Origin of the sequence: Amycolatopsis saalfeldensis (genome assembly GCF_900110575.1) — a bacterium.
GTDB classification, from domain to species: Bacteria; Actinomycetota; Actinomycetes; order Mycobacteriales; family Pseudonocardiaceae; genus Amycolatopsis; species Amycolatopsis saalfeldensis.
Genome location: NZ_FOEF01000006.1, coordinates 196,574 through 210,991, shown reverse-complemented (window position 1 = coordinate 210,991; position 14,418 = coordinate 196,574). Strand labels below are relative to the sequence as shown.

Sequence of the window (14,418 nt, the reverse complement as noted above, 5' to 3'; positions counted from 1 at the left end):
CGCTCGTCAGCTGAGCCCGGCGTCCGCGGATCCCGGCCGGCCGCCGAGGAAGTCGAGCAAAGTGCGGGTGAGCCAGACCGGGCGCTCTTCAGGGACCCAGTGCCCGCATCGGTCCACGACGGCGGTGGTGACCGTGGTGGCGAACTGGCGGGCGGCGTCGCCGACGCGGGCGCCGAAGCTTTGCCGGGCGCCGATGGCGAGCACGGGCATGGTCAGCGGGTTCCGCGCGAATTCCCGGTTCTGGGCGAGGGAGGTGTCGCGGGCCCGGTGGTGGGCGAGGGCGCCGCGGAGCGCGCCGAGTGAGGCCAGCGCGGCAGCGTAGGCGTCGATGTCGTGGTCGGTGAAGGTGGTGGGGTCGTGGGCCGCGGCCCGGAAGAAGTACGTGAGCAGCTCGCGTTCCCGGCCAGGGATGAGCGCCTCGGGCAGGTCGGGGGTGCTCAGGAAGCCGTAGTGCCACATCGGTTTGTCGTGCAGCGTGGGACCGGCGGGTGCGCCGGCGGCGCCGAGGCCGGCGGGGATCGCCTCGGTCAAGGTCACGGTTCTGACCTGCTCGGGGCGGACGGCGGCCCACGCGTACGCCGTCGACGACCCGGTGTCGTGGCCGACGACGTCGGCGGCGTCGAAGCCGAGCGCGGTGACCAGGCGGCTCATGTCGGTGGCGACGGACCGGACGTCGTAGCCGTCCAGTGGTTTGTCGGAGCCGCCGAACCCGCGCAGATCCGGCGCCAGGACCGTGTACCCGGCGGTGACGAGGTCCGGCAGGACGTGCCGCCATTCGCGCCAGTTCTGCGGAAACCCGTGCAGCAGCACGACCAGCGGCCCGTTCCCGGCGATCACCGAGTGAATGCGCACCCCGTCCACGGCGGTGACCTGGTGCCGGATCCCGGCTTCGGCCACGGGCGCGTCCCGGCGGTCACGGTCGAGCAGATACGTGTCCGTCATCGGAAGATCTCCTTGTCCGTGTTGCCCGCCAGCATCCCGGCGACGGCGTCGCGCACCGCCGTATCCCGCGGGCTCGATTCGCTTCGCCAGGCGATGAAGCCGTCCGGGCGAATCAGCATCGCGCCCGTCCCGCCATCACCCACGCGGTCCCAGTCGTCCGGTCCCAGCTCGGCCACCTCGACTCCGGCGGGCACGGTGTCGCGCCACGGCGCGCCGCCCGGACCGGTCAGCAGCACGGCGCCAGCCGCCCACAAGTCCACAGTGGACATCCGCTGACCGCCGCGGGTCACCCACGCGTGCGGCAGCCGGGTGCCGGGTTCTCCCGAGGGGGCGCCGGGGTCTTCGGTCACCGGCCCGGGGCCGTAGCGGTAGCCGAACATGACGGTCACGTCGTCGAGCATGGCCCCGCTGACCGGGTACGGTTCGCCGAACCAGGCACGGCCGCGGTGCAGTGCCTGGCCCACGGTCATTTCGGCGACCGGCCGCCGCTCGGTGTGATAGCTGTCCAGCAGCCGCGGCGGCGCGGAGCCGTCCAGGACCAGAGCCAGCTTCCACGCGAGGTTGTAGGCGTCCTGGATGCCGGTGTTGGCACCGAACGCGCCGCTGGGCGGCATCACGTGCGCGGCGTCGCCGGCCAGGAACACGCGGCCCGCCGAGAACCGCCGGGCCACCGCGGCGCTCGGCTGCCAGGCGGACACGCCCAGCGGGGTCACGGCCAGGCTGGGGATTCCGACGACGACGCGGGCCAGCGCCACGCACCGATCGGGGGTGAACCGGTCGATCGACTCGCCGTCGCCGGGCCGATAGCCGACGTTGATCGTCAGCCGGTCGCCGACGATCCGGACCATCGCCGAAACCTCCGGATTGTCGATCTTGCCCACGGCGAACCGGTGCCGGACGGCGGACAGGTCGGCGCGAACGGTGATCCCCGCCTGGTGGTCGAGCACCCCGGGCCCGTCGCGCCCGATGCCGAGCCGGGCGCGGATGGCGCTGTCCGCCCCGTCCGCCGCCACCAGGTAGTCGACCGTGGCTTCCCGGGTCGCGCCGGTCTCGAGATCACGCAGCACGGCGGTGACGCGATCACCGTCGTCGTGGAAGGACTCCAGCATCGTGCCGAACCGCAGCACCGCACCGGCCGCCTCGGCATGCCGGCGCAGCACCGGCTCCAGCAGGTCCTGGCTGAGGACGGCCGGCTCGGCCGGTGTGAGGCCGGAGAAATCATCCGTCGGGCCGCGCATCGCCGGTGGCTCGAGCCACCGCACCTGCTCGCTGGTCAACGTGGCAGCCACCAGCAGCCCCGACCCGTCCAGCTGCCACGGACCCGCCTGCCGCACGGCACGCTCCACCCCGGCGGCGCGGAACAGCTCCATCGAGCGCGCGTTGTAGCCCGGCGTCCTCGGGTGGACGGCGGTCCCGGGGTGGCGTTCGACGAGCAGGGTGGCGACGCCGCGGCGAGCCAGGAACAGCGCCGTGCACAGTCCGACGAGGCTGCCGCCGGCCACCAGCACGGCGGGCCCGCGCACGCCCGCGGTCATGATTCCCGCCTGGACAGCACCAGTTCGACCGCGGCGGTTACGTCGTCCGGGACACCGCCGGGCAGCGGCGGGCGCAGCACGAGCCCGAACACCAGGTACATCAACGCGGTGGCCGTCTCCGCGAGGTCGAGGTCCGGCCGGACCTCACCGGCGGCCCGGGCGTCGGCGAGCCAGCCCCGGATGGCTTCGTGCCACTCCCCGTGCCAGCCGGCCAGCAGCGTGGCCAGCGCCGGATCGTCGTGGGACAGCCAGATCATTTCGTGCAGGAGCCGGAACATTCCCGGCTGGGCCGCGGCCCGGGCGCGCAGCGCGCCCACCATCGCGCGGATGCGGCGCAGCCCGCCGGGCACGTCCTCGACCGCCAGCGCCGCCACGATCCGCTCCCGGATGGCGTACTCCAGCACCGCCCGCACCAGGTCGTCCTTGGCGGGAAAGTAGTAGTGCAGGGTCGCCACGGTGATGCCCGCCGCGGCCGCGACCTCCCGGGTCCGGAGGTTCGCCAGCCCGGTGCGCACGATCGTCTCGTACGCGGCGACCACGAGATCCCGCCGCTTCCGGTCGACCCGTTCCCCCGCCTGCGCACGCCGCGGTGCCATCGCCCCTCCTGTGTCTATCAGTTGATTGACACCGACGGTACGCAGGCACCGCCGCGAATGTCAATCAACTGATAGACAGCGCGGTCAGGAGTCGGCCGGCGTGATGTGCCGCAGGCGGCGCGGGCCGGTGTCCGGGCGGCTGGGCGGCGGGCCCAGCACCATCCGGGCGTTCGCCACGAAGGCGCCGTCCGGCGAGGCCAGGATCGGGTCCAGCGACAGCGAGCGGACCTCCGGGTTGTCCTCGGCCAGCGCGGCCACGCGTAACACCATGTCCTGCAGCGCGGCGAGGTCCGCGGGCTCGTCGCCGCGGTAGCCGGTGAGCAGCGGCGACGTGCGGGGCTCGCGGATGAGCGTCGCCGCGTCCACATCGGTCAGCGGGACCGCGCGGTAGGCCCGGTCCCCCAGCAGCGTGCTGACCAGGCCGGACAGCCCGAACGACACGAGCGTGCCGAACGACGGGTCGTCCTGCAGGCCGATCACGCACGAGATGCCCTTCGGCGCCATCCGCTGCACGTAGACGTCGTCCTCGCCGGAAACCTCCCGCAGGTCCCGGTAGGCGACGCGCACGGAGTCCTCCGACGTCAGGTCCAGCCGCACGCCGGCCAGGTCCGGCCGGCCGCGCAGCCGCTCGTCGACGGCCTTGAGCGTCACCGGGTAGCCCAGCTCGGCGGCCGCCGCCACCGCGTCGTCCACAGTGGACACGACCCGGAACGGGACCACGGCCACGCCGTAACAGCCGAGCAGGCGCACCACGTCGTCGTCCGAGAGCAGTGTGGCGTGGCCCTCCTCGTCCGAAAGCAGTTCCCGCACCAGCTCCTGCGCCTGCTCCACGTGCATTCCGCCCGGGCGCACCAGCGCGCCCTGCGGCCGCTGCCGCCAGGCGGCGTACCGGACGACGCGGGCCAACGCGTCCACCGCGCGCTCCGGGCTGGGGTACGAAGGGATCGAACCGCGCGTCGGCACGCCGTCGTCCGAGAGCACGGCCAGCTCGTCCGGCACCCCTTCGGCGGCGAGGAACGTCGAGACGATCGGCTTGCTCTGCTTGAGTTCTACAACCGCTTCGCGCAACGCCCGCGCGTACGCCGCGCCCGGAATCGCGACGGGCGGGGCGAACACGGCGATCAACGCGTCGGTGTCCGGCGAGTCCAGCGCCTCGCGCACGGCGGCGGCGAACTCCTCCGGCCCGGCCTGCGGCCCGATGTCGACGGGGTCGAAGGCCAGCCGCAGCCCTTGCGACCGCGCGGTGTCCGCGGCCAGCAGCCCGATGGCGATGGAGTTGCCGACGATCCCGATCCGCGGCCCGGCCGGCAGCGGCTGGTGCGCGAACACCAGCGCCGTGTCGAACAGCTGCGCGAGCGACTCGACGCGCACCACGCCCGCCTGTTCGAAGAGGGCCTTCACACTCGCCTCGTCGACCTCCGCCGACGTCGCCGCCAGCTGCGGCCGCACCGCGTGCCGCCCCGACTTGACCGCGACGATGGGCTTGCTGCGCCCCAGCCGCCGCGCCAGCCGCGCGAACTTGCGCGGGTTGCCGAACGACTCCAGGTACAGCAGCACGAGATCGGTTTCCGGGTCGGTTTCCCAGTACTGCAACAGGTCGTTGCCCGAGACGTCGGCACGGTTGCCGGCCGAGACGAAGGTGGACAGCCCGAGCCCGCGCGAGCCGGCGTCGGCCAGGATCGCCGTGCCCAGCGCGCCGGACTGGCAGAAGAAGCCGGTGCGGCCGCGCTTCGGCAGGACGGGCGCGAGCGTCGCGTTCAGCCGGATGTCCTTCGCGGTGTTCAGCACGCCGAGCGCGTTCGGCCCGACCACGCGCATGCCGTGCGCGCGGGCCTCGCCGACGAGCCGCAGCTCCGCGTGCAGCCCCAGCGGCCCGGACTCGCCGAAGCCGCCGGAGACGATCAGCAGCGTCTTCACGCCCTTGGCCAGGCAGGCGTCCAGCACGGACTCGACGGCCTCCGCCGGCACCGCGACCAGCGCGAGGTCGACCGGGTCGGGGATGTCGAGCACGGAGGGGTACGCGCGCACGCCGCGGACCGAGCGGTGCTCGGGGTTGACCGGGTAGACGGTGCCGGTGAAGTCGGCGCTGAGCAGGTTCCGGAACGCGACGTGGCCGACCTTCATGTGGTCCGTGGACGCGCCGATCACCGCGACCGAACGGGGATGCAGCAGGTTGTGCACGCTGCGCGCCTCGGCCGCCTGCTCCCGCGACCGCGCGACGGCCAGCGACTCCTCCGTCGGGTCGATGTCGAACTCCAGGTGCAGCACGCCCTCTTCGATCGCGCGGCTGACCTGGTACCCGGCGTCGCGGAACACGCGCACCATCGCGGCGTTCTCACTCAGCACCTCGGCGACGAACCTCCGCAGCCCGCTCTCCGACGCGGCCGCGGCCAGGTGCTCCAGCAGGATGGAGCCGAGCCCGCGCCCCTGATGCCGGTCGTCCACCAGGAACGCGACCTCGGCCGAAGGCCCCTGGTCAAGCCGCTCGTACCGCCCCACCGCGACGATGTCGTCCCCGAGCAACGCCGCGAACGCAACCCGGTCGTGATGGTCGACGGTGGAAAACCGCACCAGATCCCGCGGCGGGATCCGCGGGTACGCCCCGAAGTACCGGAAGTAACGAGTCCGCTCGGAAAGCCGCCCATGCAACGCGACCAGCCCATCGGCGTCACTCGGCACGACCGGCCGCAGGTGCACCGTCCCCCCATCGGAGAGCACCACGTCGGCCTCCCAGTCCCGCGGGTAGTCAAACGGCTCGCGAAGACCTTTCCGGTCACTGTCGTTCGCCACGGGGCGGTCGGCTGTTGCTTGGTCACCGGGCTGGTGGTCGGCGGGGTTGGTGCCGCCACCGGATTGGCCGGCGGGTTTGCTGCCGCCGGGTGAGTCGCTGCTGAACTCGTTGCCGCTGCTGGGTTTGCCGCTGCTGGGTTTGCCGCTGCTGGGTTTGCTGCCGGATTGGCCACCACCCGACGAGTCACTGCTGGACACGTTGCCACCACTAGGTTTGCCGCCGTTGGGCTGGCCGCCAGATTGGCCACCGCCAAGCGAGTCACCGCCACCAGGCTGGCCGCCGCTGGGCGAGTTGCCGCCGCTGGCTTCGTCGCCGCTGGACAGGTTGCCGCGGCTGTCGGCCGTGTTGCTGCCGGGTGTGTTCCCCTCGGCCGGTGTGGTGTCGTCTTGGGGCATGGTCAGTCCCTCGGATCGTCCGGGTCCAGCCCGTGCAGCGGGAAGACGGCGCGGCGGGTGTCCCGGATGGCGATGTCCACCGGCTCGTCGGCGTCGTCGCCCCATGGCTTGAACGTCGTGTCCCGGTCGTCGGTCATGGCGCGCGGGATCTCCGCGGCCGGCGCGGCACGCGTGACGGCGTCGACCCAGCCCGGCGGCAGCAGCGTCTCCGGCGCGACGTCCCGGTCCAGCACGGTGGCGATCAGGTGCGTCCAGGACCGCGGGACCACCCGGATCAGCTGGTAGCCGCCCCCGCCGACGGCCAGCCAGCGGCCGCCGGCGTAGGTCTCGGCGAGGTCGCGCAGGGTGGCGTAGATCGTGCGGTGCCCGTCGACGGACAGCGACAGGTCGGCGAGCGGGTCTTCCTCGTGCGAGTCGACGCCGCATTGCGTCACCAGGATCTGCGGTTCGAACTCCGCGAGCAGCGAGGGCACCACGGCGTTGAACGCCCGCAGCCACCCGGGGTCCCGCGTGTGCGGCGGCAGCGGCACGTTCACGGCGGTGCCGGCGCCCTTGTCCTTGCCGGTCTCGGCGGAGTAGCCGGTGCCGGGCCAGAGCGTGAACGGGTGCTGGTGCAGCGAAACGGTGAGCACCCGCGGGTCGTCGTAGAAGGCGGCCTGGACGCCGTCGCCGTGGTGGACGTCGGTGTCGACGTAGGCGATGCGGTCGAAGCCGTGGTCGAGCAGCCACGAAATGGCGACCGAGCAGTCGTTGTAGACGCAGAAGCCGGACGCGTGGTCGCGCATCGCATGGTGCAGCCCGCCCGCGATGTTCACCGCCCGCTTGACCTCGCCGTCGGCGATCTTGCGCGCGGCCAGCAGCGTCGACCCGACCACCAGCGCGGACGCTTCGTGCATGCCGCTGAACACCGGGTTGTCGGTCGTCCCCAGCCCGTGCCCGACGTCCCACCCGACCAGCGGCGCCTCCCTCACGGCGGCGAGGTACTCGGGCGCGTGGATCCGCAGCAGCTCCTCGTCGCCCGCGGCGGAGGGCACGAGCAGCTCCACCCCGTCCAGCACCCCGAGCTCCGTCGCGAGCCGCACCGTGAGCTCCAGCCGGACGGGGTTGAACGGATGCTCGCCGCCGAGGTCGTACCCCAGCAGCGCGGAATCCCAGACGACAGCAGGCGATGCCATGACCAGCACTGTACTGGCCGGACGCCCGCCCAGCCGCCCTTCGCAGCTCGGCCGCGACCCCCCGGCCGAGCCGAGTCCGAGGCACCCCGAGCGCGAAGCACGCCACGCCCAGGCTGGCCGAGCCCGCAGCACGCGGGTCCGAAGCAGACCGGCCCGAAGGAGGCGAGTCCGAAGCAGGCCAGGTCCGGGCAGGCAGCCCGAGACAGACCGGGGTCCGAAGCACGCCACATCCGAGCAAGCCGACCCGAGGCAGCCCTGATACGAAACAGACGGGTCCGAAACGGGCGGGTCCGAAGCACCCCCAGTCCGAGGCAGGCCAGGCCCGAAGCAGCCCAGGTGCGAAACAGGCGGGGTCCGAACCACACCCACGCCCGAGGCAGGCCAGGTCCGAAGCACACCAAGCCCAGGGCAGGCCAGGCCCGAACCACACCAAGCCCGGGACAGGCCAGGCCCGAAGAACACCAAGCCCGGGACAGGCCAGGCCCGAAGCACACCAAGCCCAGGGCAGGCCAGGCCCGAAGCACACCCACGCCCGAGGCAGGCCGGGTGCGAAGCAGGCCGGTCCGAAGCACACCGCGTCCAGGCAAGCCGGGCCCGAGAGAGCCCGACTGCGAAGCGCGCCGAGCCCGAGGCAGGCCCGGCGCGTCAGCCGGGTTCGTTGCCCATGGCAGCCGGGCGCGCGGGGTCGCGGGACCAGTGCGACCACGAGCCCGCGTAGAGGGCCGCCGGTGCCGCGCGGCCCGCGACCTCCAACGCCAGCACCACCGACGACGCCGTGACACCGGAACCGCAGTAGGCGCCGGCCGGCGCGTCGTCGCGGAGGCCGAGGGCGGCGAACCGCTCGGCGAGGTCCGCCGGGGTGCGCCAGCGGCCGTCGGCGCCGACGTGCTCCGCCGAGGGCGCGTTGACCGCGCCGGGGATGTGGCCTGCCCGCGGGTCGACCGGCTCGGTCTCGCCCGCGTAACGCGCCCTCGCGCGAGCGTCGAACAACACGCCCGCCCGTGCCAGCCCAGCGGCTTCGTCGGCGGAAAGCACCGGCATACTGCCCGGGACCACGTCGATGTCACCCGATTCAGGCACCGGGACTTCGGCGGTCACCGCACCGCCGTCGGCGATCCACGCTGCGTAACCGCCGTCGAGCACAGCCACTTCCTGATGCCCGGCCCAGCGCAGCAGCCACCACGCCCGCGCCGCGACCGAGCCGTCGGCGTCGTCGTAGACCACCACCGGACGGCCGGTGCTCACCCCGGCTTTCCGCAGCTCACGCTGCAGATCGGCCGGATCGGGCAAGGGGTGCCGGCCGCCCTCGCCGGGCGGCGAGGCGAGCACGGTGTCCAGGTCGACGAACACCGCCCCGGGCAGGTGCCCGTCCCGGTAGGACTCGGCGCCGGGCGGGCCGCCGAGCCGCCAGCGGACGTCCAGTACGGCCGGGCGCTCCCCCGCGGGCAGGGCGGCGAGCTCGGCGGTGGTGATCAACGGTCGCATGCACCCATCCTGCAGGTCCGGACGGTCTTCGCCCACCGGGCCCGGACTTTTCCCCGCCCGGGACTTGTTACCCCGAGGCGCGCCGTCGCTGTCGGGGCCAACGACTACGATGAGCTACGCGGACGAAGGGGACAGCGTGAACGATCTCATCGACACGACCGAGATGTACTTGCGTACGATTTACGAGCTCGAAGAAGAGGGTGTCGTCCCGCTGCGGGCCCGCATCGCGGAACGGTTGCAGCAGAGCGGCCCGACCGTGAGCCAGACCGTGGCCAGGATGGAGCGCGACGGGCTGGTGGTCGTCGCCGACGACCGGCACCTGCAGCTGACCGACCACGGCCGCGAGCTGGCCATCGCGGTGATGCGCAAGCACCGCCTGGCCGAGCGTCTCCTCGTCGACGTCATCGGCCTCGAGTGGGAGCACGTCCACACCGAGGCCTGCCGCTGGGAGCACGTGATGAGCGAGGCGGTGGAGCGCAAGCTGGTCAAGCTGCTCGACCACCCGACCACGTCGCCGTACGGCAACCCGATTCCCGGCCTGGACAAGCTCGGCGACGGCGACCCCGCCCCACCGCCCGAGTCGGACCTGGTGCGGCTCGACGAGTTCGCCCGCACCGGCGGCGGCGACGTCGAGATCCGGCGGATCGCCGAGCACGTCCAGCTGGACGAGTCGCTGATGACCGAGCTGAAGTCCGTCGGCATCGTGCCCGGCGGCCGCGTCCGGATCGGCAAGGCGAACGGCGGCAGCGTGACCATCGAGGTCACCGGCACGGACTGCAGCGCACAGGTCGCGACGTCGGCCCTGCACGCGGTGCTGGCGCAGGCCAGGTGAGCCCGGCCACCGAAGCGGCCGAGGCGTTCCACCGGATCCACGGCCGGGCCCCGGCCGGGGTCTGGTCCGCGCCGGGCCGCGTCAACCTGATCGGCGAACACACCGACTACAACGACGGCTTTGTACTGCCCTTCGCCCTGCCCCACCGCCTGGCCGCGGCCGGGGCGCCGCGCCAGGACGGGGTGCTGAACGTCGCCACCCTCGGCGACGACGGGCAGCTCCAGCACTCCGGACCGCTCGAGATCGCGTCGCTGGAGCCCCGGTCCGTCGCGGGCTGGGCCGCCTATCCGGCGGGCGTCGCCTGGGTGCTGCGCGACCAGGGCTATGCCGCGGGCGCCGACCTGGTCATCGCCGGTGACGTGCCGTCGGGTGCGGGCCTGTCCTCCTCGCACGCGCTGGAGTGCGCCGTGACGCTGGCCCTGCTGGGCCTCGCCGGCGTCGAGATCGACGGCGACACGCCCGGTGCGCCGGACCGGCCGCAGATCGCCCTCTGGGTGCAGCGTTCCGAAAACGACTTCGTCGGCGCCCCCACCGGGCTCCTCGACCAGACGGCCTCGCTGTGCTGCACCGAGTCGTGCGTGCTGTTCCTCGACGTCCGCTCGGGCGAGATGGAGCAGGTCCCGTTCCCGCTGGCCGAGGCCGGCGTGCGGATCCTGATCATGGACACCCGCACCAAGCACTCCCACGCCGAAGGCGGCTACGGCGAGCGCCGCCGCGGCACCGAGCGCGCCGCGGAGCTCCTCGGCGTCAAGGCATTGCGCGACGTGACGCTCGAAGGCCTGCCCGCCGCGCTGGCCCAGCTCCCGGACGAACTCGCGCCACTGGTGCGCCACGTGGTCACCGAGAACCAGCGGGTGCTCGACGTGGTCGCGCTGCTGCACCAGGACAAGCTGGCCGAGATCGGCCCGCACCTCGACGCTTCGCACGTGAGCATGCGCGACGACTACCGCATCTCGACCACCGAACTCGACCTGGCAGTCGACTCCGCCCGGGCGGCCGGCGCGCTGGGCGCCCGGATGACCGGGGGCGGCTTCGGCGGCTCGGCCATCGCGCTGGTGCGCGAGGCCGACCTGGAGACGGTCCGCTCCGCCGTGGAGGCCGCGTTCGACAACGCCGGCCTCCGCCGCCCGCGGACCTTCACAGCCGTTCCTTCCCGAGGCGCCGGCCGCGACGAGGTCTGATCCCGAGCCGGGAGCCCCGGTGGTCGTTCCCGGCGGAGCACTCGGCGGCTGGGCGTCCTGGCGACGTCGCTCGGCGGCGTGCCCGGCGCGCCGCTTGACGGCGTGCCGTTTGACGGCGTGCCGTTTGACGGCGTGCCGTTTGACGGAGGTCCCGGCGCGCTGTTCGGTAACGGTTCTCGCGCGCCGTTCGACAGTCCCATCTGGAGTAGCCGGCCCGCCGCCCCAGGGCGTGGCCCGATCCGGCCGGTCCCGATCCACCGCGGCGCTGTCGGCCGGAGACGGCCGAGACAGGCTGCGGCGGCGTCGGCTCCGGCGAAGCCCGATCGCCGCGCTGGGCCATCCGGGGCAACCCCCGGGCGGGTCGTCGCGTCGCCGTAAGGGAAGACTGTGCCGCACAGTCACCACCCTCAGCAGAAAGGCCACGACGTGACCGACCAGCAGAGCCCCCTGAAACTGATCGTCACGGGTGGCGCCGGGTACGTGGGCAGTGTGTGCGCCGCGCGGCTCATCGAGGCCGGTCACCAGGTCACCGTCGTGGACGACCTGTCGACCGGCCACGCCGACGCCGTGCACCCCGACGCCCGCTTCATCCAGGGTGACGCCGCCGCGGTGGCCGCCGACATCCTCGGCGAGGGCTTCGACGGCGTCCTGCACTTCGCCGCGAAGTCGCTGGTCGGCGAGTCGATGACGGACCCGGCGAAGTACTGGGAAGGCAACGTCGTCACCTCGCTGCGCCTGCTCGAGGCCATGAAGGCCAACGGCACGCCGCGCCTGGTGTTCTCCTCCACCGCGGCCACCTACGGCGAGCCGGAGTCTTCGCCGATCCCGGAGACCGCGCCGACGCAGCCGACCAACACCTACGGCGCGTCCAAGCTCGCGATCGACCACGCCATCACCAGCTTCGCGCGCGCCCACGGCCTGGCCGCGGTCAGCCTGCGCTACTTCAACGTCGCGGGCGCGTACCAGGCCTTCGGCGAGCGGCACACCACGGAAACCCATCTCATCCCCCTCGTCCTCCAGGTCGCCACCGGCGACCGCGAGCACATCTCGATCTACGGCGACGACTACCCGACGCCCGACCACACGGCCGTCCGCGACTACATCCACGTCGTCGACCTCGCCGACGCCCACCAGCTGGCCCTGAGCCACGCCGCGGCGGGCGAGCACCGCATCTACAACCTGGGCAGCGGCACCGGGTTCTCGGTCCTCGAGGTCGTCGAGGCCTGCCGGGAGGTGACCGGCCACCCGATCCCGGCCGTCGTGGCCCCGCGCCGCGCCGGCGACCCGTCGGTGCTCGTCGCCTCCAGCGCGAAGGCCGCCGAGGAACTCGGCTGGAAGCCCGAGCGCACCGACCTCACGGGCATCGTCTCCGACGCCTGGGAGTTCACCCGCTCGCGGCGGTCCTGACCCGTCATCCATCGCCGCTGTCCTCGAGGCCGAGGTCCACTTCGGACCCGGCCCCGAGGCCGGCGAGCTTCGCCGGGTCGGTGCCCCGGTTCCACACCGCGTACAGCAGCTGGGCCAGCAAGTGTCCGGAACTCGCCTCGAGAGCGTTGTCCAGGGCCATCCCGGCCAGCGCGCCCTCGCCCCGGAGCAAGGTCGTGTACGCGAGCAGACAGGCGGCCTCGGCGCGATGCGGCGGGGGCAGCTCCTTGACCAGCGAGAGCCACAAGCCTTCCGCTTCCAGGGCCACCTCGGTGCCCGGCGGCAGGGCGAGCGCGAGGCAGGCTTCCCGGACCGGCTTGATCGTGAGCGCGTGTGCGAGGCGCACCGCCTGTTCGTCGTCGAGGTCACCGGTGCCAGCCCTTCTCCGCTGGAACGCCGCGCGGACCTCCGCAGCCGCCGCAGCGACCTCGTCTTCGGTGTCCCAGGGTGGCTGCGCGGCGCGACCGAGCAGCACGGTCCGGCGGACGATCGCCTCCCGCGAGCGTGGCTCCAGCAACGCGGCCACGTCCTCGCGGCTCGGGAACGAGACGAGCCCCGCCTTCGTCGTGGCGGCGGCGATGACCGTGCCACGGGGGTCCGGCAGCAGGCCGCCGCAGTCGTCGTCGCGGTAACACGCCCAGGGCGCGTCTTCCTCGATCGCGGCCGTCCACAGTGGATGGAGAAGCCGCTGGCCGTGCTCGTCCAGCGCCCGCCGGAGCTGGGCGACGAACTCGGCGAACGGCGGCCCTCCACCGGGCTCGGCGCGGCCGCCGACGACAACCGCCGTGACGCCGACGTGAACGGCGCCCCGGAAGCGCGGAGCGAGCGCATCGGCCTGGTACGCGAACAGGTCTCGGGGCGGCAGGTCCGCCCGCAGCATCAGGCCGATGCCGGTGCCGGGCGGCCGGTGCCCGAGCAGGACGAGTGAGTCCGCGGGCGTGAACCCGAGCAGGTACGGGAGCGCCACGATCAGCTGTGCGGGGTCGGTGAGTACGGGCCGGGCCGAGCCCGGCGGTGTCGAGGTGGTCACGCCTCCACTCTGCGGGAGAAATCGGAGCCGGTGGGGAGCGGTCGCGAATCTGTGGACAAACCCGGGCCGGCGCGGGCCGATGTGGACAACTCGGGGCGGGCGCGCTGCCGAGGGCGGGTTTTGTCGGTGGGGTGGGCTAGGGTGCGCGGCTCCTTTGCGCCGGGAAGTCCGCGGGCAGGGTGGTCGGCGCCGGGAAGCCCGGGTGCAGGGCGATCGACGGCGGACGCCGGAAGGGATTCGGCTGGGCAGCGCGGGGTTGGGTCGGGTGGACAGGCTGGTTGGGTGCGCACGCTTGGGGTGGGCAGGCTGGTTGGGTGCGCACGCTCGGGGTGGACAGGCTGGGGCGACGCGACCACGAGACGGCTGCGGCGGATATGGCGAGCAAGGCGGACAAGGCCGCTGCGACTGGCGCGAAGAACAAGGCAGCGGCCCAACGGACGCGGCAAGCACGGCGAACAGAACGGCTGCGGCAGTTGCGGCGGTCAAGGCGGCTGGGGCGGGCAAGACGATTGCAGCGAGCAGGGCGAGGCGGCGAGCAAGATGGCTGCAGCGGACAAGGCCGCTGTGACGATTGCAGCGAGCAAGGCCGCTGCAGCGGCCGCGGCAGGCAAGGCCGTCGCCGCGAGCAGGACCCCGCGCACTTCCGCGAGCCGGGCTGGCGCAACGGGCAGGACTCTGGGGCGAGCAACCAGCTGCGACCGACAAGACGGCTGCGGCAGTTGCGGCGGGCAAGGCGGCTCGGCCCTGCAAAATGGCTGTGACGAGCGGCGGCGGCGAGCAGGCAGGGCCGTCGCCGCGGGGAGGGCCCAGCGGCGGACCAGGCCGCCGATAGGCCCTGCAAGACAGCTGCGGAGAACACGGCAAGTGCGGCGAACCGGCGCGACCCCGAAAGCGCGCTTAGCTCCGGTCCAGCGCAATTGCCGGACGCCGCTCACTGAAGCCACGCGAGGAGCCACGCAACGCAAGCCGTCCAGCGGAGCCTGACAGGGAGCCACGCAACGCAAGGTGCCCGGCGGAGCCAGGCAGGAAGC

The 14,418-nt window shown here is 73.1% G+C and carries 10 protein-coding genes; 3 read left to right on the top strand and 7 right to left on the bottom strand.

Annotation, left to right across the window (positions count from 1 at the left end; all coding sequences use genetic code 11):
• Nucleotides 1-6: 6 nt before the first annotated feature.
• The 6 genes from BMY97_RS16430 to BMY97_RS16405 form a co-directional block, all read right to left on the bottom strand.
• Nucleotides 7-942, bottom strand: a complete 936-nt coding sequence (locus tag BMY97_RS16430) for an alpha/beta fold hydrolase (protein WP_091617710.1) — start codon at nucleotides 940-942, stop codon at nucleotides 7-9.
• On the bottom strand, nucleotides 939-2,477 hold the full coding sequence (locus tag BMY97_RS16425; protein ID WP_091617709.1) for an FAD-dependent oxidoreductase: 1,539 nt from the start codon (nucleotides 2,475-2,477) through the stop codon (nucleotides 939-941). The genes BMY97_RS16430 and BMY97_RS16425 overlap by 4 nt, the downstream gene beginning before the upstream one ends.
• Complete coding sequence (locus tag BMY97_RS16420) at nucleotides 2,474-3,073, bottom strand: TetR/AcrR family transcriptional regulator (protein ID WP_091617708.1); 600 nt, start codon at nucleotides 3,071-3,073, stop codon at nucleotides 2,474-2,476. The genes BMY97_RS16425 and BMY97_RS16420 overlap by 4 nt, the downstream gene beginning before the upstream one ends.
• A gap of 84 nt (nucleotides 3,074-3,157) precedes the next feature.
• On the bottom strand, nucleotides 3,158-6,259 hold the full coding sequence (locus BMY97_RS16415) for a bifunctional acetate--CoA ligase family protein/GNAT family N-acetyltransferase (RefSeq protein ID WP_425425280.1): 3,102 nt from the start codon (nucleotides 6,257-6,259) through the stop codon (nucleotides 3,158-3,160).
• Between the two features lie 2 nt (nucleotides 6,260-6,261).
• Nucleotides 6,262-7,434 (bottom strand): acetoin utilization protein AcuC, encoded by a 1,173-nt coding sequence (locus tag BMY97_RS16410; protein ID WP_091617915.1) that lies wholly within the window; start codon nucleotides 7,432-7,434, stop codon nucleotides 6,262-6,264.
• Between the two features lie 645 nt (nucleotides 7,435-8,079).
• Nucleotides 8,080-8,919 (bottom strand): sulfurtransferase, encoded by an 840-nt coding sequence (locus tag BMY97_RS16405; protein WP_091617707.1) that lies wholly within the window; start codon nucleotides 8,917-8,919, stop codon nucleotides 8,080-8,082.
• Between the two features lie 109 nt (nucleotides 8,920-9,028).
• Between BMY97_RS16405 and BMY97_RS16400 the strand changes: the two genes are divergently transcribed.
• From BMY97_RS16400 to galE, 3 genes are all read left to right on the top strand, one after another.
• A complete protein-coding gene (locus tag BMY97_RS16400; protein WP_091617706.1) occupies nucleotides 9,029-9,751 on the top strand; it encodes an iron-dependent transcriptional repressor DtxR in 723 nt (240 codons plus the stop codon).
• Nucleotides 9,748-10,932 (top strand): galactokinase, encoded by a 1,185-nt coding sequence (galK, locus tag BMY97_RS16395; RefSeq protein ID WP_091617705.1) that lies wholly within the window; start codon nucleotides 9,748-9,750, stop codon nucleotides 10,930-10,932. The genes BMY97_RS16400 and galK overlap by 4 nt, the downstream gene beginning before the upstream one ends.
• 426 nt (nucleotides 10,933-11,358) lie before the next feature.
• Nucleotides 11,359-12,339: a UDP-glucose 4-epimerase GalE gene (gene galE, locus BMY97_RS16390; RefSeq protein WP_091617914.1), complete on the top strand. Its 981-nt coding sequence runs from the start codon at nucleotides 11,359-11,361 to the stop codon at nucleotides 12,337-12,339.
• A 4-nt stretch (nucleotides 12,340-12,343) separates the two neighbouring features.
• On the opposite strand, the gene BMY97_RS16385 is transcribed toward galE, so the two are convergent.
• Nucleotides 12,344-13,387, bottom strand: coding sequence for a DUF4192 domain-containing protein (locus BMY97_RS16385; RefSeq protein ID WP_091617704.1), 1,044 nt, complete (start codon nucleotides 13,385-13,387; stop codon nucleotides 12,344-12,346).
• Between the last annotated feature and the right edge of the window lie 1,031 nt (nucleotides 13,388-14,418).

Bases quoted from the DNA above. Each gene is read 5' to 3' on its own strand.
- BMY97_RS16430 (WP_091617710.1), bottom strand. From the start codon at position 942: ATGACGGACACGTATCTGCTCGACCGTGACCGCCGGGACGCGCCCGTG.
- BMY97_RS16425 (WP_091617709.1), bottom strand. From the start codon at position 2,477: ATGACCGCGGGCGTGCGCGGGCCCGCCGTGCTGGTGGCCGGCGGCAGC.
- BMY97_RS16420 (WP_091617708.1), bottom strand. From the start codon at position 3,073: ATGGCACCGCGGCGTGCGCAGGCGGGGGAACGGGTCGACCGGAAGCGG.
- BMY97_RS16415 (WP_425425280.1), bottom strand. From the start codon at position 6,259: ATGCCCCAAGACGACACCACACCGGCCGAGGGGAACACACCCGGCAGC.
- BMY97_RS16410 (WP_091617915.1), bottom strand. From the start codon at position 7,434: ATGGCATCGCCTGCTGTCGTCTGGGATTCCGCGCTGCTGGGGTACGAC.
- BMY97_RS16405 (WP_091617707.1), bottom strand. From the start codon at position 8,919: ATGCGACCGTTGATCACCACCGCCGAGCTCGCCGCCCTGCCCGCGGGG.
- BMY97_RS16400 (WP_091617706.1), top strand. From the start codon at position 9,029: ATGAGCTACGCGGACGAAGGGGACAGCGTGAACGATCTCATCGACACG.